20 protein-coding genes are annotated in these 20,652 nt (G+C 66.4%); 11 read left to right on the forward strand and 9 right to left on the reverse strand.

The genetic code is table 11. The annotated features are described in order from the left end of the window. Window positions 1–152: 152 nt before the first annotated feature. The 3 genes from yaaA (at window position 153) to trmFO (ending at window position 5,233) form a co-directional block, all read left to right on the forward strand. Window positions 153–914, forward strand: a complete 762-nt coding sequence (gene yaaA, locus V6M48_RS00455) for a peroxide stress protein YaaA (RefSeq protein WP_332810547.1) — start codon at window positions 153–155, stop codon at window positions 912–914. Between the two features lie 175 nt (window positions 915–1,089). Beyond that, window positions 1,090–3,828: a DNA gyrase subunit A gene (gyrA, locus tag V6M48_RS00460; protein WP_332810548.1), complete on the forward strand. Its 2,739-nt coding sequence runs from the start codon at window positions 1,090–1,092 to the stop codon at window positions 3,826–3,828. A gap of 76 nt (window positions 3,829–3,904) precedes the next feature. Further along, window positions 3,905–5,233: a methylenetetrahydrofolate--tRNA-(uracil(54)-C(5))-methyltransferase (FADH(2)-oxidizing) TrmFO gene (trmFO, locus tag V6M48_RS00465; RefSeq protein WP_332810549.1), complete on the forward strand. Its 1,329-nt coding sequence runs from the start codon at window positions 3,905–3,907 to the stop codon at window positions 5,231–5,233. A gap of 34 nt (window positions 5,234–5,267) precedes the next feature. Here the strand turns inward: trmFO and V6M48_RS00470 are convergent, their stop codons facing one another. Both V6M48_RS00470 and V6M48_RS00475 read right to left on the reverse strand, forming a co-directional pair. Further along, the gene (locus V6M48_RS00470) at window positions 5,268–5,699 is read right to left on the reverse strand and encodes an EF-hand domain-containing protein (RefSeq protein ID WP_332810550.1); all 432 of its coding nucleotides are present in this window, start codon (window positions 5,697–5,699) and stop codon (window positions 5,268–5,270) included. Window positions 5,700–5,851: 152 nt separating this feature from the next. Further along, window positions 5,852–6,544, reverse strand: a complete 693-nt coding sequence (locus V6M48_RS00475; RefSeq protein WP_332810551.1) for a squalene/phytoene synthase family protein — start codon at window positions 6,542–6,544, stop codon at window positions 5,852–5,854. A 184-nt stretch (window positions 6,545–6,728) separates the two neighbouring features. Between V6M48_RS00475 and V6M48_RS00480 the strand changes: the two genes are divergently transcribed. Genes V6M48_RS00480 through V6M48_RS00490 form a run of 3 tightly spaced genes read left to right on the forward strand, consistent with a single transcriptional unit; the run spans window position 6,729 to window position 10,158 of the window. Beyond that, entirely contained in the window at window positions 6,729–8,855 is a 2,127-nt protein-coding gene (locus V6M48_RS00480; protein WP_332810552.1) for a pilus assembly protein, read from the forward strand. Beyond that, window positions 8,852–9,484, forward strand: coding sequence for a TadE/TadG family type IV pilus assembly protein (locus V6M48_RS00485; RefSeq protein ID WP_332810553.1), 633 nt, complete (start codon window positions 8,852–8,854; stop codon window positions 9,482–9,484). The genes V6M48_RS00480 and V6M48_RS00485 overlap by 4 nt, the downstream gene beginning before the upstream one ends. Before the next feature lie 8 nt (window positions 9,485–9,492). Beyond that, window positions 9,493–10,158 carry a TadE/TadG family type IV pilus assembly protein gene (locus tag V6M48_RS00490; protein ID WP_332810554.1) on the forward strand — a complete coding sequence of 222 codons (666 nt, stop codon included), beginning with the start codon at window positions 9,493–9,495 and terminating at the stop codon, window positions 10,156–10,158. A gap of 21 nt (window positions 10,159–10,179) precedes the next feature. On the opposite strand, the gene V6M48_RS00495 is transcribed toward V6M48_RS00490, so the two are convergent. The 4 genes from V6M48_RS00495 to eno all read right to left on the reverse strand — a co-directional run bounded on the left by V6M48_RS00495 (window position 10,180) and on the right by eno (window position 14,499). Next, complete coding sequence (locus V6M48_RS00495) at window positions 10,180–11,601, reverse strand: pyruvate dehydrogenase complex E1 component subunit beta (protein WP_332810555.1); 1,422 nt, start codon at window positions 11,599–11,601, stop codon at window positions 10,180–10,182. Further along, complete coding sequence (pdhA, locus tag V6M48_RS00500) at window positions 11,601–12,608, reverse strand: pyruvate dehydrogenase (acetyl-transferring) E1 component subunit alpha (RefSeq protein ID WP_332810568.1); 1,008 nt, start codon at window positions 12,606–12,608, stop codon at window positions 11,601–11,603. The genes V6M48_RS00495 and pdhA overlap by 1 nt, the downstream gene beginning before the upstream one ends. A 254-nt stretch (window positions 12,609–12,862) precedes the next feature. Further along, window positions 12,863–13,156, reverse strand: coding sequence for an FtsB family cell division protein (locus V6M48_RS00505; RefSeq protein ID WP_332810556.1), 294 nt, complete (start codon window positions 13,154–13,156; stop codon window positions 12,863–12,865). Window positions 13,157–13,212: 56 nt separating this feature from the next. After that, a complete protein-coding gene (eno, locus tag V6M48_RS00510) occupies window positions 13,213–14,499 on the reverse strand; it encodes a phosphopyruvate hydratase (RefSeq protein WP_332810557.1) in 1,287 nt (428 codons plus the stop codon). A gap of 299 nt (window positions 14,500–14,798) precedes the next feature. Between eno and V6M48_RS00515 the strand changes: the two genes are divergently transcribed. From V6M48_RS00515 to V6M48_RS00535, 5 genes are all read left to right on the forward strand, one after another. Further along, window positions 14,799–15,440, forward strand: a complete 642-nt coding sequence (locus V6M48_RS00515; RefSeq protein ID WP_332810558.1) for a hypothetical protein — start codon at window positions 14,799–14,801, stop codon at window positions 15,438–15,440. A gap of 2 nt (window positions 15,441–15,442) precedes the next feature. Further along, window positions 15,443–15,826: a phage holin family protein gene (locus V6M48_RS00520; RefSeq protein WP_332810559.1), complete on the forward strand. Its 384-nt coding sequence runs from the start codon at window positions 15,443–15,445 to the stop codon at window positions 15,824–15,826. 4 nt (window positions 15,827–15,830) lie between these two features. Further along, on the forward strand, window positions 15,831–16,169 hold the full coding sequence (locus V6M48_RS00525; protein ID WP_332810560.1) for a DUF3618 domain-containing protein: 339 nt from the start codon (window positions 15,831–15,833) through the stop codon (window positions 16,167–16,169). A 26-nt stretch (window positions 16,170–16,195) separates the two neighbouring features. Continuing rightward, complete coding sequence (locus V6M48_RS00530; RefSeq protein ID WP_332810561.1) at window positions 16,196–16,726, forward strand: hypothetical protein; 531 nt, start codon at window positions 16,196–16,198, stop codon at window positions 16,724–16,726. 101 nt (window positions 16,727–16,827) lie between these two features. Next, window positions 16,828–17,049: a DUF4170 domain-containing protein gene (locus tag V6M48_RS00535; RefSeq protein WP_332810562.1), complete on the forward strand. Its 222-nt coding sequence runs from the start codon at window positions 16,828–16,830 to the stop codon at window positions 17,047–17,049. Window positions 17,050–17,234: 185 nt separating this feature from the next. Here V6M48_RS00535 and V6M48_RS00540 read toward each other — a convergent pair whose 3' ends face one another. The 3 genes from V6M48_RS00540 to carB form a co-directional block, all read right to left on the reverse strand. After that, window positions 17,235–17,876, reverse strand: coding sequence for a rhomboid family intramembrane serine protease (locus tag V6M48_RS00540; RefSeq protein ID WP_332810563.1), 642 nt, complete (start codon window positions 17,874–17,876; stop codon window positions 17,235–17,237). A 57-nt stretch (window positions 17,877–17,933) separates the two neighbouring features. Further along, window positions 17,934–18,410, reverse strand: a complete 477-nt coding sequence (greA, locus tag V6M48_RS00545; protein WP_332810564.1) for a transcription elongation factor GreA — start codon at window positions 18,408–18,410, stop codon at window positions 17,934–17,936. Window positions 18,411–18,483: 73 nt separating this feature from the next. Beyond that, window positions 18,484–20,652: carbamoyl-phosphate synthase large subunit (gene carB, locus V6M48_RS00550; RefSeq protein WP_332810565.1), on the reverse strand; the 2,169-nt coding region annotated here is incomplete at its 5' end.

Consider the following 20,652-nt stretch of genomic DNA (forward strand, 5'->3'; position numbering starts at 1 on the left):
GCTGAACGCCTGTTGAACCGAAAGCTCCGGAAGACGCTGGTAAAATCGCCTCTCCCTGGACGTTGGACTGGCCGCGTCCGCCGCTCCGATCCGCCTTCCAATCGAAGCGGCGGATTTGACCGGCATCGCTCCGGCCACTACCGCCGCAGGCGATGCTTGCCCTGATCTCCCCCGCCAAGACGCTCGACTACAAACGGCCGTTCCCGGATCTTCCCGCCACCGGCCCGCGCTTCCTGCAAAATGCGGAGGCGCTCGCCGGCGCGGCGGCCAAGCTTTCGCAGAACAAGCTCTCCCAGTTGATGCATATCTCGCCGTCGCTGGCGAAGCTCAACGTCGATCGGTTCCGCAATTTCGCCGACGCGCCCGAGCGGCCGGCGATCTTTGCGTTCGCCGGCGACGTCTACGCGGGCTTCGAGGTCCACAGCCTCGACGAAGAGGCGATCGTCTTCGCGCAGGATCATCTGCGCATCCTCTCCGGCCTTTACGGGCTGCTGCGCCCGCTCGACCGGATCAAGCCCTATCGGCTCGAAATGGGGACGCGGTGGGCACCGCGCCGGCGGGACCTTTATGCCTATTGGGGCCGGGCCATCGCCGAGCATGTCGAGCAGGACCTCGAAGCCCTCGAAAGCCGCACCGTGATCAACCTCGCCAGCAAGGAATATTGGCAGGCGGTCGGCAGCCGTCTCGATCCATCGGTAAGGGTCATCGAGGTGGATTTCCGCGAGCCTGGCCCGGATGGGCCCCGCTTCAACACCTTCGCCGGAAAGCGCGCGCGGGGCATGATGGCGCGCTTCATCTGCGAGCATCGCCTCGATCGCCCCGAGCAGCTCAAGGACTTCGACAGCGACGGCTACAGCTTCGATCCGCAGGGATCGGACGAGCAGCGCTGGCGCTTCATGCGCGCCTCTTCATAACGCGTGAAGGCCTCTTTCGACGGGTGCGTGAAACGCTCCGATCGCAGGCGATTCTGGTTCGCGCCCTCGCGCGCGCACGCGTGCGCGGGGTGGCGCTTTCGGCCGCGATCGGCTAAGCTCGCGCGCATCCCGCGCCCAACCGGCGCTCCACCCGTGACAGATTCAGGAACGTAACTTGGCCAGCTCTGCGCCGCCGATCGAAAACAGCGACATCTCGCCCATCTCCATCGTCGAGGAGATGCGGACCTCCTATCTCGATTATGCGATGTCGGTGATCGTCAGCCGCGCGCTGCCGGACGTGCGGGACGGCCTCAAGCCGGTGCACCGGCGGATCCTCTATGCGGCGCATGAAAGCGGCTACGTCGCCGGCCGGCCGTATCGCAAATCGGCGCGCCTGGTCGGCGATGTGATGGGTAAATATCACCCGCACGGGGATTCCTCGATCTACGACGCGCTCGCGCGGATGACGCAGGATTGGTCGATGCGCGTGCCGCTGATCGACGGCCAGGGCAATTTCGGCTCGATGGACCCGGACCCGCCGGCGGCGATGCGCTACACCGAAGCGCGGCTTGCCCGCGTCGCCAACACCCTGCTCGACGACATCGACAAGGACACGGTCGACTTCCAGCCTAATTATGACGCCTCCGAGCGTGAGCCGCAGGTCCTGCCCGCGCGCTTCCCCAACATCCTGGTCAACGGCGCCGGCGGCATCGCGGTCGGCATGGCGACCAACATCCCGCCGCACAATCTGGGCGAGGTGATCGACGCCTGCACCGCCTATATCGACAATCCCGGCATTACGATCGACGAGCTGATCGAGATCATCCCGGCGCCCGACTTCCCGACCGCGCCGCTGATCCTCGGCCAGGCCGGCGCGCGCAGCGCCTATCACACCGGCCGCGGCTCGATCATGATGCGCGCCCGCCACACCGTCGAGCGCCGCGGCGAGCGGGAATCGATCGTGCTCACCGCCATCCCCTACCAGGTCGGCAAATCGGGGCTGGTCGAGAAGATCGCCGAGGCCGCCAAGGACAAAAGGATCGAAGGCGTCTCGGACATCCGCGACGAATCGAGCCGCGAGGGCGTCCGCGTCGTCATCGAGCTGAAGCGCGATGCGACCGCCGACGTCGTGCTCAACCAGCTCTGGCGCCACACGCCGGCGCAGTCGAGCTTCCCCGCCAACATGCTTGCGATCCGCGGCGGTCGCCCCGAGACGCTGACCTTGCGCGACATCATCGAGGCGTTCGTCCGCTTCCGCGAGGAAGTGATCACCCGCCGCGCCAAGTTCGAGCTCGCCAAGGCCCGCGACCGCGCCCACATATTGCTCGGCCTGGTCATCGCCGTGACCAACCTCGACGAGGTGGTGCGCATCATCCGCGGGTCCGGCTCACCCGCCGAGGCGCGCGCCGCCTTGCTCGCGCGCGATTGGGACATGGCCGAGATCGCGCCCTATATCGCCCTGGTCGAGGCGATCGAGCCGGCGGCCGGCCAGAGCAGCTATCGCCTCAGCGACGCGCAGGTCCGCGCGATCCTCGAGCTGCGTCTCCACCGGCTCACCGCGCTTGGCCGCGACGAGATCGGCAGCGAGCTGCGCGGCCTCGCCGCGTCGATCACCGACTTGCTCGAGATCCTCGGCAATCGTGCCAAGCTCTACGAGGTGATGCGCACAGAGTTCGAGGAGGTCCGCGCGGCCTATGCCACGCCGCGGCTCGCCGAGATCGTCGCCGCCGCCGACGGCATCGACGACGAGGATCTGATCGAGCGCCAGGACATGGTCGTGACGGTGACCCTCGCCGGCTACATCAAGCGTACCCCGCTCGATGCCTTCCGCACCCAGAATCGCGGCGGCAAGGGCCGCGCCGGCATGGCGACCAAGGACGAGGATGCGGTCACCAAATTGTTCGTCACCTCGACCCACACGCCGGTGCTGTTCTTCTCGACCCACGGCAAGGTCTACCGGATGAAGGTATGGCGCCTGCCCGAAGGCGCCCCGCAGACCCGCGGCCGGCCGATGGTCAATCTGCTGCCGCTCGCGGAGGGCGAGACGATCTCGACCGTGCTGCCGCTGCCCGAGAATGAGGAGGAATGGCGCAACTTGCACGTCATCTTCGCGACCGCGCATGGCGGCGTCCGCCGCAACAGCATGGACGCATTCACCAACATCCCGACCAACGGCAAGTTCGCGATGCGCTTCGACGAGGATGCGACCGACCGGCTGATCGGCGTGGCGCTGGTCACCGAGGACGAGGATGTCCTGCTCGCGACCCGCAACGGCAAGGCGATCCGCTTCAGCGCGACCGACGTGCGCGAATTCCAGAGCCGCACGTCGACCGGCGTTCGCGGCATCAGCCTGCTCGGCGGCGACGAGGTGATCTCGCTCTCGATCCTGCGCGGGTTCGCCGCCACCACCGACGAACGCGACGCCTATCTGCGCGCCGCGGCGTGGAAGGAGGAACGCGCCGGCGATGCGACCCTGCCGCCCGAGCGGATGGCCGAATTCGCCGCCGCCGAGGAGTTCATCCTGACGGTCACGGCCAACGGCTACGGCAAGCGCACCTCGGCCTATGAATATCGCCGCACCAACCGCGGCGGCCAGGGCATCACCAACATCGAGACGTCCGAGCGCAACGGCAAGGTCGTCGCGAGCTTCCCGGCCCACAATGGCGAGCAATTGATGCTCGTCACCGACCAGGCAAAATTGATCCGCACGACGGTCGGCGATATCCGCATAGCCGGGCGCAACACGCAGGGCGTTACCATCTTCCGCGTCGCGGACGAGGAGCATGTCGTCTCCGCCGCGCGGATCGAGGAAGGCGAGGAAGAGGCCGAAGTGGTGGTCGACGTCGAGACGCCAACCCTCGCCTCGGACGATGCGATCATCGGCGGCGCGGACGGCGAAGACCAGGACGGATAGAACAGCCCGTCGAACCTTATTCCAGCTCGTCGATAAGCAAGGTTCTTCGACAGGCTCAGCGCGAACGGCGGCTGCAATGACTCATCAGGTCCACATCATCGGCGGCGGGCTTGCCGGGTCCGAGGCGGCGTGGCAGCTCGCCGAAAGCGGCGTCAAGGTGCGCCTGTCGGAGATGCGCGGCGTCGAGGGCACCCCCGCGCACCACAGCGACCAGCTGGCCGAGCTGGTCTGCTCCAACAGCTTCCGGTCCGACGATGCCGAGCATAATGCGGTCGGCCTGCTCCACGCCGAGATGCGCGCGCTCGGCTCGCTGATCATGCGCGTCGCCGACGTTCACAAGGTGCCGGCGGGATCGGCGCTCGCGGTCGACCGCGACGGCTTTGCGGCGGCGGTCACTGCGGAGATCGTCGGACATCCCAACATCGAGCTGGTGCGCGAGCGGGTCGACATGCTGCCGGCATCGGGACCGACGATCGTCGCGACCGGCCCCCTCACCGCCCCTGCGCTCGCGGAGGCGATCCGCGCCGCGGCGGGACGCGACCAGCTCGCCTTTTTCGACGCGATCGCACCGATCGTCTACCGCGACAGCGTCGACATGGACGTCGCCTGGATGGCGTCACGCTGGGACAAGGGTTCGCCGGACGGCGACGGCAATGATTATATCAACTGCCCGCTCGACAAGGAGCAATATCTCGCCTTCCACCAGGGCCTGCTCGATGGCGAGAAGACCGAGTTCAAGGAGTGGGAGAAGGACACGCCCTATTTCGAGGGCTGCATGCCGATCGAGGTGATGGCGGCGCGCGGCGTCGACACGTTGCGCTACGGGCCGATGAAGCCGGTCGGGCTCGACAACCCGCGCACCGGGCGATGGCCTTATGCCGTCGTCCAGCTCCGCCAGGACAATGCGCTCGGCACCTTGTGGAACATGGTCGGCTTCCAGACCAAGCTCAAGCATGCCGAGCAGGTCCGCCTGTTCAGGACGATTCCCGGGCTCGAGAAGGCCGAGTTTGCTCGGCTCGGCGGGCTGCATCGCAACACGTTCATCAAATCACCGGACCTGCTCGATCCCACGCTGCGCCTGAAGGCGGCGCCGCATATCCGTTTCGCGGGGCAGATCACCGGCTGCGAAGGCTATGTCGAGTCGGCCGCGATCGGCCTGCTCGCCGGGCGGTTCGCCGCGGCCGAGCTGCGCGGCGCGACGATGGCCCCTCCCCCGCCCGCGACGTCGCTGGGCGCATTGCTCGGCCATATCACCGGCGGCGGCGACGCGGCGCTCTACCAGCCGATGAACGTCAATTTCGGCCTCTTCCCGCCGATCGAGGGGCGCAGCAAGAAGGCCGATCGCAAGGCGCTCTATACCGCGCGCGCTCGGGAGGCGCTGCGCGAGTGGCAGGCCGCCATCTAAGGATTTAGGATCCGCCGCGCGGCCGCAAAAATCCTCAACAGGCGCATTTTCCGGCCTTGGTCTCGCGCCTGGTCGTCAGGAATTCGGCGCGGTCGAGCGTGGCCGAGCGGTCACGATCGGCGGTGGCGAATTTGTCGGCGGTCGCAACCGCCCACTCCTCGAACGTAAGCACCCCGTCGCCGTCCTTGTCGAGCTTGGCGAACGGCTTGCGGCGCGTGTCCATCATCTCGGCGCGCGTGATGATGCCGTTCTCGTCGGCGTCGTAGCGCGCGAAGCGCCGTTCCTCGCGCGAGCGCTCGGCATTCGGCGGTTCCGGCGAGAGGCTCTGGCGTAGCGGCGTCATCAAGCCGGTCGCCGACGGCACCGGCGGGACGACCCGCTCGCCATCGGCCGAGCCTCTCCAGAGCAGCATGATCGCCGTGAACAGCAGCACGGCCGACACCGCGACGGCGAAATAACGAGCCATGCCACTCCTCCTGCATCAGCAGTGGTTTCGCTTGGGCTCCCCGCGCAACTCGGAGCAGCAGAAGGATGGCATGGGCAAAGGCTCGGGTCCAGCGCCACGGGACGGCACGTCGATCTGCTATCCCGCGCCGCCGTCACGACACGCCCGCCCGATCATTTGCCGGTGAGACGATGGCGCGCCATGGCGAGCATCCGCGCCGGCGCTCCCTGCCGCTCGAAGCGGCCGATGCCGCGACCGGCATCGCGCCGTGCGAGCGCGGCGAGCATCCCGAGCGGCCGAAGCGCTGCGGGCCAGCGACGCCCGAACAGCCCGGCGATACCCAGCCGGGCGGCGTCCATCGCCTGCTCGGCTTCCTCGGCGGCGCCGCTGCGGCGCGCGAGATCGACCAGCGCCCATGCTTGGCCGGCGCATTCCACCTCGTCGCCGGAGGGGTGCCCCAGCAAGACGGCTGAGCAGCGGAACAGCAAGCCGCCGCGCTGCCGTGCATAGGTGGTGAGATCCTCCTGCCGGACCGTTTCCGCCGTCAGCAATATCTCCCACCCTTCGGTCATTTCGGCGAGCGTGGCGCCGGTCAGCCCGGCGGGAAGCAAGCCCCGCGCCACCGCCTGGAGCAAAGGCTCGGCCGGCGGTGGCGCCTGGTCGAGCGCCTCCAATGCCTCGCGCCACCAGGCGAGCTTGATCTGCGTCACCATCGGCTGGCTACCGCTCGCGAGCAGCCCGCCGAGCGTTGAGTCCAGCCGCCACAAGGTGGCGAGCGCACCGCGCCGCGCGGCCGGCACGTAGCTCAGCGCAAGCTGCCGTTCCGTGTCGAGCCGGCCATCCGAGCCGTCCAGGGCGTTGCTCATCGAAACTTACGTCGCGCAGCCGGTTGCACCCGCGAGCGCCGAGACGTCGGGAGCGTCAACACTGCGTTTACCCTTTCAGTTTAGGTGCCCTTAGTAGGCACAATGCCAAGAGCCGAAAACGAGCCAGAATTTGCCTCGTGGGGATCAAATGCGGTTTCAATCTAACAAACTAGCGCCCGCGAAGGTGCCCAGCAACAGGGCCGGCGGCACCATGGCGGCCGGCGGGGGCTTCCTGCGGCGCCTCGCGCGCAACACGGCCGGCAACACTTTGGTGATCATGGGGATGGCGGTCATTCCCCTCGCCGGCCTGGTCGGCGGCGCCGTCGACGTCAGCCGCCTCTATCTCACCAAGACGCGCCTGCAGCAGGCATGCGACGCCGGCGCGCTCGCCGGCCGCAAGGTGATGGGCGGCGGCGCGTGGAACGCCAACAGCAATGCGGCGAACACCGTCGCGGTCAATTTCTTCGACTCCAATTTCCAGAATGGCGCTTATGGCACGACCGGCCGGACGCGCGCGTTCACCGAGAGCGGCGGCAAGGTCACCGGCACCGCCTCCGCGGTCGTGCCGATGACGATCATGAAGATCTTCCGCCAGTCGGCACGCACCTTGACGGTCACATGCGACGCGGAGATGGCGCTTCCCAATACCGACGTGATGTTCGTGCTCGACGTCACCGGCTCGATGGCCGAGGTCATCCCGGGCGACAGCTCGCGGAAGATCGACGGCATGCACCGCGCGGTCAAATGCTTCTACGAAACGCTCGCGAAGCTCGACACGACCGAGAATTGCGGCACGACCCCAACCGGAGGGACGAGCAGCCAAGTCCAGATCCGCTTCGGCTTCGTCCCCTATTCGACCAACGTCAACGTCGGCAAATTGCTGCCGGCCAGCTATTTCGCACCGACCTGGAAATACCAGACGCGGCTCGCGCATTACACGGCGGGTTTCTACCCGGTCATCAGCGCGACGACGGAAACCTACTGGGAATATTATACCGGGTCGACCGCGCCTCACGTCTCGCGGACGCTGACGACCACCACCGCCACCCTCACCGAGGAACAGTGCGAATATTTCATGGAGAACCGCAGTATCAGCGGCCTCTTCACGCGGACGGCATCGACCTCCGGCGGCCCGGCGCCGGCCGACGAGTTCACCAGCGAATGGGACGATGACGGCAACGCGACCGCCACCAACGGCGGCGGTTGGGGCGGTGGTCCCTCCACCCCCGGCGAATGGGGCTGGAGCGGCGCTTACGATACCAGCGGCACCAACCGCAGCTGCCGGCGCCTGCGCACCGACACGCGCAAGGATTATAGCGACACGCTGAAATACCGGTTCAACGGTTGGACCTATAAACAGGTCGACGACGTCGACGTGACCGATTTCGTCGCCGACCCGGCTGATGACGGCGTTCTGATCGCGACCAGCAACGACGGCTACGTCTCCAACTCGGGGACGTACGACATGCGCGAGCTCGCGGCCGCACCCGGAGCGACCGGCATCAGCACCACCACCTCACGCTGGGACGGCTGCATCGAGGAACGGCCGACGGTTCAAAGCGTCACCGATTTCGATCCGATCCCGGGCACCGCTTACGATCTCGACATCGATCTGGTGCCGAGCTCGGGCAATCCGAACTCCTTGTGGGGCCCGATCTGGAATCGGCTGCATTTCTCCCGCAGGAGCGGCTCTTCGGCCACGACCAGCGAGCGCGTCTATTCCGCGACGGCCGACGACAGCGAGAGCGATGCCAACCGCAGCTCATACAGCTGCGCGCCCCCAGGGAAGCTGCTGCAATCCTGGGCCGACCCGACATTGTTCGAAACCTATGTCGCCACCCTCCAGCCGACCTCGAACACCTATCACGACATCGGCTTGCTGTGGGGCGCGCGGCTGCTGTCCCCCACCGGAATATTCGCCGCCCAAAATGCCGCGACTCCAAGTGGGGGGACGATCGAGCGTCATCTGATCTTCATGACCGACGGCACGGCAGTCGCCGACAGCATGAACCAGACTGCCTACGGCGTGGCGTGGTACGATCGGCGCCAGACCGCTTCCGGTACGGCGCCGACCAACGCCGAGCTCGTGACGCAAATCCAGGAGCGCATGCAGGGCCTGTGCATGGCGGTCAGGAACAAGAACATCACGCTGTGGGTGATCTATTTCGGCTCGGTCAGCAGCGGCGATGCGACGCGGATGGAGGCTTGCGCGACGCCCGGCAAATATTATGCGGCGTCGAACAACAGCCAGCTGGCGACGATCTTCGCCTCGATTGCCACGCAGATCTCGCAGCTGAGGCTGACGCAATGACCAGGCTCGGCGCAATGACCCGCGCGGGCCGCAGCCTACGCGTGCCGGGATCCACGCTTCGTGACGACAGTCGCGGCGCGACGATCGTCGAGTTCGGCTTGGTCCTGCCGGTGATGGCGCTGCTGATCATGGGCGCCTATGACGTCGGCCACACGCTCTATGCGACCACGACCATCCAGGGCGCGGTCCAGAAAGCGACCCGCGATTCCGGCCTCGAGACCGCCTCGGTCGCGCAGCAGGCGATCATCGATGCGCGAGTGACGAAGCAGGTCAAATTCCTCGCGAAGGACGCCAACATCACGATCACGCGGCGCAACTTTCGCAGCTTCGCCGCGGCGACCAATGTGATGGAGCAATATACCGATACGAACAACAACGGCACCTGCGACAACAATGAGCCATATGACGACGACAACCGCAATGGCACGCGCGACCAGGCCGGCACATCGGGCCAGGGCGGCGCGAAGGATGCGGTGCTCTATACCGTCGTCGCCACCTATCCGCGCATGTTCCCGCTTGCTGGCATGATCGGCGTAGCGCCCACGACCACCGTCAAGGCGTCGACGATCCTCAGCAACCAGCCCTACGGCGACCAGGTCCAGGCCGCGGTCGGCCATTGCAACCCCTAGGAACAGGCATGGTCCTCGCTCGCGCCCTTGCCAGCCTCCGCTCGGTGTTCCGCGATCGCCGCGGCGTCGCTTATGTCGAATTCGCTTATTCGCTGCCGATGTTCCTCACCTTGATGCTCGGCGGCGCGGAGATCAGCAACTACGTCACCACCAAGATGCGGATGAGCCAGCTTGCGTTGCACCTCGCCGACCATGCCGCACGGATCGGCACCGGCAGCCAGCTTGCTGCCAAGACGGTCAGCGAGACACAGATCAACGACGTGCTGACCGGCGCCGGGCTGCAGGCAGGCGGACTCAACCTCTATTCGAAGGGCCGGGTGATCATTTCGAGCCTCGAGCCGGTGGCGAATCCCAACACCACCAGTCGCTACAAGATCGGCTGGCAGCGCTGCCGCGGCATCAAGAACGTGACGTCGAGCTACGGCAATGCCGGGCAGACCAACATGACCGGCATGGGGCCGGCCGGCAGGCAGGTGATCGCGCCGGACGACAGCGGCACGATCTTCGTCGAGCTGGTCTACGACTACAAGCCGATCATCTCGAACAGTTGGGCGCCGACCCTGACGATCCGCGAGATCGCATCGATGCCGATCCGCGATCGCCGCGATCTGACCCAGGTCTACAACAACGAGGGTGCGCCGCAGCATCTCTGCAGCCAGTTCACGACGACCTGAGCGGCCATTTGGTTTGATGTTTTAGCGGTAGCAGACCTTGCGTGCCGCCTCGACGACATCTTCGACCTTGATCAGCGCGAGCTTCTCGAGATTGGCCGCATAGGGAAGCGGGACGTCGGCGTTGGTCACCCGCAGCACCGGCGCGTCGAGGTCGTCGAACCCTTCGGTCATCGCGATGGCGATGATTTCCGACGAGATCGAGCAGACCGGCCAGCCCTCCTCGACACAGACGAGACGGTTGGTCTTGGCCAGGCTGGCGAGGATCGTCGCCTTGTCGAGCGGACGCAGTGTCCGCAGATCGATCACCTCGGCGTCGATCCCCTTCTCGGCAAGCTTTGTCGCAGCATCGAGCGCAACGCCGACGCCGATCGAATAGCTGACCAAAGTGACGTCGTTGCCGGCGCGCACGATGTTCGCCTTGCCGATCGGCAGCACGTAATCGTCGATCTGCGGCACGTCGAAGCTTTGCCCGTAGAGCAGCTCGTTCTCGAGGAACACGACCGGATCGGGGGAACGGATCGCCGCCTTGAGCAGGCCCTTGGCGTCCGCGGCCGAATAAGGCGAGACGACGATCAGGCCCGGGACGCTCGCATACCAGGGTGCGTAATTCTGGCTGTGCTGCGCGGCCACTCTCGAGGCCGCGCCATTGGGGCCGCGGAACACGATCGGACAGCGCATCTGGCCGCCCGACATGTAATTGGTCTTGGCCGCCGAGTTGATGATCTGGTCGATCGCCTGCATCGCGAAGTTGAAGGTCATGAACTCGACGACCGGGCGCAGGCCGCCCATCGCGGCGCCGGTGCCGAGGCCGGCAAAACCATGCTCGGTGATCGGCGTGTCGATCACGCGGCGCGCGCCGAATTCCTCGAGCAGTCCCTGGGTGACCTTGTAGGCGCCCTGATATTCGGCGACCTCCTCGCCCATCACGAAGACGCGATCATCGGCGCGCATCTCTTCGGCCATCGCATCGCGCAGCGCCTCGCGGACAGTCATCCGCACCGTCTCGGCGCCCTCCGCCGCGTCGGGCGCGACCGTGAGGCTGGCCGGAGCCTTCTCGCGCTCCACGGGACGGGTTGCCGCCGTCGCCTGCTTCTCGCTCGCCTCTTCGGCTGGAGCTTCGCCGGCGACCTGCCTGTCGACCTGGGCGTCGGCCTGGCTGCCGGATTCAGACGGAGCCCGTGCCACGACGCCGTCATCATCGCCTTCGGTCGCGAGCAAGGCGATCGTCGTCCCGACCTTCACTTCGTCGGTGCCGTCCTTGACCAGGATCTTGGCGATTGTGCCCTCGTCGACCGCTTCGAACTCCATCGTCGCCTTGTCGGTCTCGATCTCCGCCATGATGTCGCCCGAGGCGACCTTGTCGCCCTCCTTGACGAGCCACTTGGCGAGCGTGCCTTCTTCCATCGTCGGCGACAGCGCCGGCATCTTGATCTCGATCGGCATCAGTAGGTCCCGACCAGCACGTCGGTATGAAGCTCGGCGGCATCGGGCTGAGGTGCCTGTTCGGCGAAATCGGCGGCTTCGCTCACGATCTGACGAATATCCTTGTCCACGGCCTTGAGATCATCCTCGCTCACCCCTGCCGCGACCAGCTCGCGCTTGACCGCTTCGATCGGGTCCGATTTCTCGCGCACCGACTGGACTTCCTCGCGCGAGCGATATTTGGCCGGATCGGACATCGAATGGCCGCGATAACGGTAGGTCTTGAGCTCGAGCAGGATCGGCCCCTTGCCGGCGCGGACCCATTCGAGCGCGGTCGTCGCGGCGCCGCGCACCGCGAGCACGTCCATGCCGTCGACCTGGATCCCGGGAATGCGGAAGCTCTCGCCGCGCTTGTAGAGCTGATCCTCGGCGCTCGAGCGATTGACGCTGGTGCCCATCGCATATTGGTTGTTCTCGATCGCGTAGATCACCGGCAGCTTCCACAGCTCGGCCATGTTGAAGCTTTCGTAGACCTGGCCCTGGTTGGCCGCGCCGTCGCCGAAATAGGTGAGGCAGACCCCGCCATCGGCGGCATATTTATGCTTGAACGCGAGACCGGTGCCGAGCGACACTTGCGCGCCGACGATGCCGTGGCCGCCGTAGAAGCCATGCTCGACCGAGAACATGTGCATCGAGCCGCCCTTGCCCTTCGAGATGCCGGCCTCGCGGCCGGTCAGCTCGGCCATGATCAGCTTGGGGTCGATGCCGTAGGCGAGCATGTGGCCATGGTCGCGGTAGCCGGTGATGACGCTGTCCTTGCCGACCGTCATCGCCGACTGAAGGCCGACGGCGACCGCTTCCTGGCCGATATAGAGGTGGCAGAAGCCGCCGATCAGGCCAAGCCCGTAGAGCTGGCCGGCGCGCTCCTCGAAGCGGCGGATGAGCAGCATCTGGCGATAATATTCGAGCAGTTCGTCGCGGCTGGCCTGGTGGCGCTGCGGCTCGGGAGGCCGCTCGCGATTGGGAATTTGCTGATCGGCTGTCGAAGGGCGGCGCGTGCCGCTTGCACCTTTCGACGTCGATGTCTTGGCCACGATCGAGGGCCCCTTCCTACACAGTCGATGATCCCAGTGGCGGGTCTATGGCGGCAAACGACGGGCGGCGCAACGGGTTGCCCGGCGCATTCCACCGCCGGAAAAGCCGTGGCGCGGGGCCGAGCGGCAAGCCCAGACCCAGACGCGCACGAGGCCTCCGGCTGGCCGGATCGCAGGCAATACCCAGGTTAGGGTTGGAGCTGGATGATCACTTCGTCGGGGCGGACGAGGCCGAGCTGACTGCGCACCATCTCGTCGGCGAGATCGGGATCGGCGCGGCGAGGATCGAGCAGAAGCGCGCGGTGCGCGAGGCGGTCGCGTTCCTGCTCGAGCTGGCTGAGCTCGATCTTCCGGTCGTCCTTCATGCGGCGATAATCGCCCCATGAGAGGATGCCGTTCGAGCCGACCACCGCATAGCCGACGAAGTTGGCGATGATCAGCAGCGCAAGCGCCGGCAATGCCGCGCGCTGGACGGTTCTCAAAGTCTGCCTGCTGTCCCTGATCATGGATTAACCAGAATCAGGAAAGCGCCGCGGAATCAAGCCCTTTTCGTCGAAAAGACAGATTTCCCCGCATAAGCGGCCGCGCTGCCGAGCTCTTCCTCGATGCGGATCAGCTGATTGTATTTGGCGAGCCGGTCCGAGCGAGCGAGGCTGCCAGTCTTGATCTGCCCGCAATTGGTCGCGACGGCGAGGTCGGCGATCGTCGTATCCTCAGTCTCGCCGGAGCGATGCGACATCACCGCGGTATAACCCGCGCGCTGCGCTGCCGAGACAGCCTCGAGGGTTTCGCTGAGCGTGCCGATCTGGTTGACCTTGACGAGCAAGGAATTGGCGAGCCCCTGCTCGATCCCCATCCGCAGCCTTTTGGGATTGGTGACGAACAGATCGTCGCCGACGAGCTGGACCTTGTCGCCGATCAGGTCGGTGAGGATCTTCCAGCCTTCGAAATCGTCCTCCGCCATCCCGTCCTCGATCGACAGAATCGGATAATTTGCCGCGAGATCCGCGAGATATTCGGCCATCTGCTGGGGAGTGAGCACCTTCCCCTCGCCTTCCATCCGATAGGCGCCGTCCTTGAAGAATTCGGTCGACGCACAATCGAGCGCCAGCACGACGTCGTCGCCGGGCCTGTAGCCTGCCTGCTCGACCGATTTCATGATGAAATCGAGCGCATCGGTGGTGGAGGCGAGCGCTGGCGCGAAGCCGCCCTCGTCCCCAACCGCTGTCGAGAGACCCGCCTTGGCGAGGCCTTTCTTGAGCGTGTGGAAGATCTCGGCGCCGCAGCGCACCGCCTCGGCAAGGCTCTCGGCGCCGACCGGCATCACCATGAATTCCTGGAAATCGATCGGGTTGTCGGCATGCTCGCCGCCGTTGATGATGTTCATCATCGGCACCGGAAGCAAGTGCGCCGCGACTCCGCCGACATAGCGGTAGAGCGGCAGGCCGCGCGCATCGGCGGCGGCCTTGGCGGTGGCGAGGCTGACCCCGAGGATCGCGTTGGCGCCGAGCCGGGACTTGTTCTCGGTGCCGTCGAGCTCGATCAGCAGCGCGTCGATCTCCTCCTGGTCCTCGGCATCGCGGCCGACCACCGCCTGCGCGATCTCGTCGCGGACCGCCTCGACCGCCTGAGTGACACCCTTGCCGAGATAGCGGCTGTCGTCTCCGTCGCGTTTCTCCACCGCTTCGTGGGCACCGGTCGAGGCGCCCGACGGCACGGCCGCGCGGCCCATGCTGCCGTCCTCGAGCAGCACCTCGACTTCGACCGTCGGATTGCCGCGGCTGTCGAGGATCTGGCGAGCGTGAACGTCGAGGATCGCAGTCATGATGGGGCCTTTTGCTGTCGCGTGAATGGATCGATCGGAGGTTTCGAAAACCCGCCCGAGCCGGACGATGCCGGCCCGCGCTTCGCCGCCTCCTCCGCCCCCGCCGGGGACGAGCGCTCTCTATCGGCGCTACCGCCGCGACGCAACTTTGGCGCGTCTCCCCTCGAACGAAGTAGAGCGAACGGTTCGTACGCGAAATGAATCTTGATTTGCCGGCCGACACAGCGGAACGGAAGCCAACCGCCGTGTGTTTCCTGCCCGAATAGAGTAGAAGCTTTTGTCGATCTGGAGGAACCCCCATGCCGCGCCAATCCGAACTGCCCGAAGGCACCGATCACATCATCAACGGAGCGATGGAAACCGGCACCGGTGGAAGCGCAGGCGGTGGCGGAAGCCCCGGGAGTGCGGGCGATACGACCGGCATCATCGCGGGCGGCGATGCCCGTCAGGCCGGTGACGATACGGGCGGAACGATGAGCGGCGAAGGCGGCAGCGGCGGCACGGGCGGTGCGTTGCGGGACGGCGCCGCCCAGCTCCGCCAGCAGGCGACTGACCGGGTGCGGCAATTCGCCGACGACGGCAAGAGCCGGGCAAGCGACAAGCTCGATGAAATTTCGAGGATCGTCGAAGAGGCCGCAGCCTCGATCGAGGATCGGCTCGGCCCGCAATATGGCGGCTACGCCCGCCGGGCGGCCGAGGGTGTGTCGGGCTTCGCCGGAACGTTGCGCGACCGCGAGATCGACGAGCTTTACGAGGACGTGCGAACGTTCGTCCGCAAGAGCCCCGGGGTCGCGATCGGCGCCGCTGCAGCGATCGGTTTCGTGCTGGTACGGCTGGCCAAGGCCGGCGCGGCCGGCGACGACTCTGCGGGCGACGCAAGCGAAACTTCCGGTGCCGGCGGGGCGAAGTCCCAGGGCGGCCGCAAAACCAAAGGCGGCTGACGTTGACCGCGCCGGTGGAAGATCCGGCCGACACCTCGATTGCCGAGCTGTTCCACCAGCTCGTCGATGATGGCGGCAATGCCGTTCGCGCCGAGATCAACCTGTACAAGCAGGTCGCGCGCTATCGTGTCGCGAAGGCGCGCGCTGCGATCGCGGCTCTGGTCGTCGGCGGGCTGCTGCTCTTCGCGGCGCTGATCGTGTTGCTGGTGATGGTCGCGCTCGCGCTTGCCTTCGAAATCGGGCCGGTGGGTGCGGGCCTCGTGGTCGCCGCCGCCGCATCGCTGATCGGTGGACTGCTGCTCCGCTACGGGATCCGCGCGATCGCGGTGCTTGGCGGCGATGAAGATGAGCGAAGGGCGCTTCGCAAGGGGAAGCAGAAGGCATGAAGCGATGAACCCCCGCGCGACCGCGCCGCTCGAGCGGGCGCAGCGCGAGGCCGAAACGGCGCGTGCGCGCCTCGCCTCGACGCTCGCCGCGCTGCAGGAACGGCTGCGACCGAGCGCGCTGGCCAACCAGGCATGGACCGAGGTGCGCGACAAGAGCAGCGAGCTCGCCGACGACGCCGTCGAGGCGGTCAAGCAACGGCCGCTGGCGGCATCGGGGCTGGTCGCCGGCGTCATCCTCTACCTTGCACGCCAGCCGCTCCTGTCGGCGGCCTCGCGGCTGTGGTCCAAGGATGATGAGGAACCGGACGGTCGTGAAGGAGCCATCAGCCGCGATGCGGGTTGAGGATCGAGAAACTGAGGAGTGATCGCATGACGACGGCAAAAGCTGACACCAATACCAACACCGCGGGCACCACCAGCGCAGGCGACAATACCGGCGCGGGCAACGCGGGGACGCAGACCGAAGCGCAGGGTCAGTCAGGGATAAGCGGCGCCGCCGAGCGAGTCCGCCAGAGCGCCAGCGAGGCCTATGAAGCGGCGCGCCAACGGACGTCGTCGCTTTATGGCTCGACGCGCGAGGGCGCGGCGCGCGCCGGCCAGCGGACGGCCGAAGGCATCGATGCCAATCCGATGGCCGCGGTGGTCGGCGGGCTCGCGATCGGCGCAGCCGTCGCGGCTTTGCTGCCCCGCACGCGCCGGGAAACCGAGGTGCTCGGGCCGATCGGCGAGCGTCTCACCGAAAGTGCGCGCGAGGCCGCCAATGCCGCCCGCGATGCCGGACGCAGCAAGCTCGACGAGATCGGCCTCAGCCGCGAAGGCGCCAAGCAGAAGCTCAGCGAGCTCGCAAGCTCTGCCGGCGACGCCATCCGCCAGGCACGATCGACGCGCAAGGAATCCTAGCGCGCGAAAAGCGCGGGTTGCGTCTCGCTGCGGTTGCCGTAACAGACGCCCCGGCCGCATTCCGCCGGGATGCGGCCGGGCGGCGTCCTAAAGGGTAAGGCATGAGCAAATTGCATTTGGTTTTTGGCGGTCGGGTGCGCGATCCCCAGGGCCTCGACTATGATCTGGAGACGATCGACGTCGTCGGGATCTTCCCCGATTACGCCACCGCGCTCGATGCATGGCGCGCGCAGGCGCAGCGGACCGTGGACGATGCCGAGATGAAATATGTCGTCGTCCACCTCCATCGGCTGCTCGAGCCCGAGCTCGGCGAGACGCGCTAGGGGGAGTCCCACCATCGCACTGGCGTGCTCCGGTTTTGGTTCGTTTGTCCCGCTTCGCGGGACCCGCACCGGCCCACTCCCCCACCCGACCTCCCAATCCATGATACCTTGTTGGGAGGTCGGGTGGGGGAGTGGGCCGGTGCAGCCTGTCAGGCGAAGCCTGACCAAAAGAGAGCCGGCGCCTGTCAGGCGCCGCGATAGCGCAGCAACAGCAGCGGGCGCGCGAGCAGAAGCCCCACCACAAAACCCCCGATGTGCGCTCCGATCGCGATCCGTGTCCCGAGCGTCTCGAACGTGAAGCCGGTCAGCAATTGGAGCCCGACCCAGGCGGCGCCGAGCCAGAGCGCATAGAGCCACACCGCAAGCCGCGGATGCGCGACCTTGACGCGGTTGCGGCCGAACAGCATCGCATAGGCCCCGAACACAGCCGAGATCGCGCCGCTCGCGCCGACCATCGGCGCGCGATCCTCAACGTGGATGAAATAATGCGCCGCCGCGGCGACATAGGCGCCGGTGACGTAGAGGATGAGCAGGCCCCTTATCCCAAGGATGGTCTCGACCGCACGTCCGCAAAACAGCAGGATGAGCAGATTGAAGACGAGGTGGACCAGGCCGGCATGGATGAGCGTCGCGGTGAGCGGCGTCAGCCAGACCGGTGCGAGCCACTCGTCCCCGAAAACGCCCTGGACCCGTTCGGGAATGAAACCGCCCCACACCGCCGCCAGATCGGCATTTCCCGTGCCGGCGGCGAGCATCCACGCGACGGCGGTGATGCCGGCGATCACGAGCGTGGCTTGCGCCCTCTGCCAGTTTTCGGGCGGACGCACGTCAGCGAGGCGCGCTGGCGGGATCGAGCGAGCGGCGCGGCACTTGTCCCCGCGGGTTTAAATGAATTCGATCTTCTCGATCGAATAATATTTGTCGCCCGATGGTGCCGAGACTTCGACCTCGTCGCCGACGGACCGTCCGATCAGCGCGCGGCCGAGCGGCGAGGAATAGCTGATGCGTCCAACCTTGGCGTCGGCCTCGGTCTGTCCAACGATCTGATATTTGACGGGCTTGTCGTCCTCGTCGAGCAGATGAACGGTGGCGCCGAACACGACCTTGTCGCCCGACAAGGTCGTCGGGTCGATCACCATCGCGCGGCTCAGCCGGTCCTCGAGATCGGCGATCTGCGCCTCGATATGGCCCTGGCGCTCCTTGGCGGCATGATATTCCGCATTTTCGGAAAGGTCGCCGTGGGCGCGCGCTTCCTCGATGGCCTCGATGATCGACGGCCGCTCCAGCTTGAGCTGCCGCACGTCCGCCACCAGCCTTTCATAGCCTTCGACCAACATCGGCATCTTGTCGACGGTTGCCATCATTCAGGCCTTTCGTGGAAGCGAATTAGCGGCCCTGATGAGGAGCCGCGCTAGTTACGACGGATTGTCAGGATCACGCTCTGGAAGCGGAATAATAGTCCTGAAGCGAGCGAACTTCAAGGCTGCGCTCGCGTTGCGCGGCGATCGCGCGGACGACCGCGGCGCTTGACGCGGCGGTGGTGAAGTACGGCACCTTGCCCATCAGCGCCGAGGCGCGGATCGAGGCGGAGTCCTTGTGGCTCTGCCAGCCTTCGGTGGTGTTGAAGATCAGCGCCACCTGATCGTCCTTGATCTTGTCGACGATGTGCGGCCGGCCCTGGGCCACCTTGTTGACCCGTTCGACCTTTATCCCCTCTGCGGCAAGGAAGTCGGCAGTTCCGGACGTCGCGATCACCGTGAAACCGAGCTCGGCCATCGCCCGGACCGGCGGAACGATCATCGCCTTGTCGCTGTCCTTGACGGACACGAAGACGGTGCCGCTGTTCGGCAGCGCAACGCCGCTGCCAAGCTGCGATTTCAGGAATGCCATTGCGAAATCGTCCGATATCCCCATCACTTCGCCGGTCGACTTCATTTCCGGTGAGAGTACCGGATCGACCCCGGGGAAGCGCGCGAACGGAAACACCGCTTCCTTGACCGCGATGTGGGCGATGTCGCGGTGGATGGGCAGGAAGTTCATCAAGGGCTCGCCGGCCATCACACGCGCGGCGATCTTGGCGACCGGGGTTCCGATCGCCTTGGCGACGAACGGGACGGTACGGCTCGCGCGCGGATTGACCTCGATCAGATAGACCTCATTGTCCTTGACCGCGAACTGCACGTTCATCAGGCCGCGCACCTCGAGCGCAAGCGCAAGCACCCGCGCCTGCCGCTCGATCTCGGCGACGATCGGCGCCTCCAGGCTGTAGGGCGGGATCGAGCAGGCGCTGTCGCCCGAATGGACCCCCGCTTCCTCGATATGCTGCATCACGCCCGCGATGACGACGTCCTTGCCGTCGGAGATGGCGTCGACGTCGACCTCGATCGCATCGCGCAGATAACGGTCGATCAGCACCGGGCTGTCGCCCGACACCTGGACGGCGGTGGCGATGTAATCGTCGAGCTGCGCAGGGCCGTCGACGATCTCCATCGCGCGGCCGCCGAGCACGTAGCTCGGCCGGGTGAGCACCGGATAGCCGATCCGCTCGGCGACCGCGATCGCCTCCTCGCGGCTGCGCGCCATGCCGTTGGCCGGCTGCTTGAGGCCGAGCTTCTCGACCAGCCCGGCGAAGCGCTCGCGGTCTTCGGCGAGGTCGATCGCGTCGGGCGAGGTGCCGAGGATCGGGATCCCCGCCTTGGCGAGCGAAGCGGCGAGCTTGAGCGGAGTCTGGCCGCCGAGCTGGACGATCACGCCGACCAGTTCGCCCTTCGATTGCTCGACGTGGAGCACCTCGAGCACGTCCTCGGCGGTGAGCGGCTCGAAATAAAGCCGATCCGAAGTGTCGTAATCGGTCGACACCGTCTCGGGATTGCAATTGATCATGATCGTCTCGAAGCCGGCGTCGCGCAGCGCATAAGCGGCGTGGCAGCAGCAATAATCGAACTCGATCCCCTGCCCGATCCGGTTCGGGCCGCCGCCGAGGATGACGATCTTGCGGCGGTCTGTCGGCTGGCTCTCGTCCTCGGGCTCGCCGAAGCTCGGCGCCTCGTAGGTCGAATACATATAGGGCGTCTTCGCCTCGAACTCGGCGGCGCAGGTGTCGATCCGCTTGAACACGGGCCGCACCCCGAGCTTGTGGCGGAGCCGGCAGACATCCTCCTCGGTGGTGGCGCCGGTCAGCGCCTTGACCGTGTCGTGGATGAGGCCGCTGCTGCGCGCGGCGACCTTGCCCATGCCGGCGCGGATGTTGGCCGATCGGACCGCGAGGTCGGCGAGCCTTTTGTCGGAAAAGCCCATCGCCTTGACCCGCCGCATGCCCGCAGGATCGTTGGGCAGGCCATTGGTCGAGATCTCCTCCTCGACGTCGACGATCTCCTTGATCCGCTCGAGGAACCAGGGATCATATTTCGCGATCGCGTGGATTTCGGCGACCGTGAAGCCCTCGCGCAGCGCCTGCGCCGCGACCAGCAGCCGGTCCGGGCTCGGCGTCGCCAGCGCAGCCTCGATCTCGGCCCGCGGCGCGCCATACAGGGCTTTGACGCCATCAAGGCCGCTGAGGCCGGTCTCGAGGCCGCGCAGCGCCTTCTGCAGGCTTTCGGCGAA

This window comes from Sphingomonas sp. (assembly GCF_036677245.1).
Taxonomy (GTDB): domain Bacteria; phylum Pseudomonadota; class Alphaproteobacteria; order Sphingomonadales; family Sphingomonadaceae; genus Allosphingosinicella.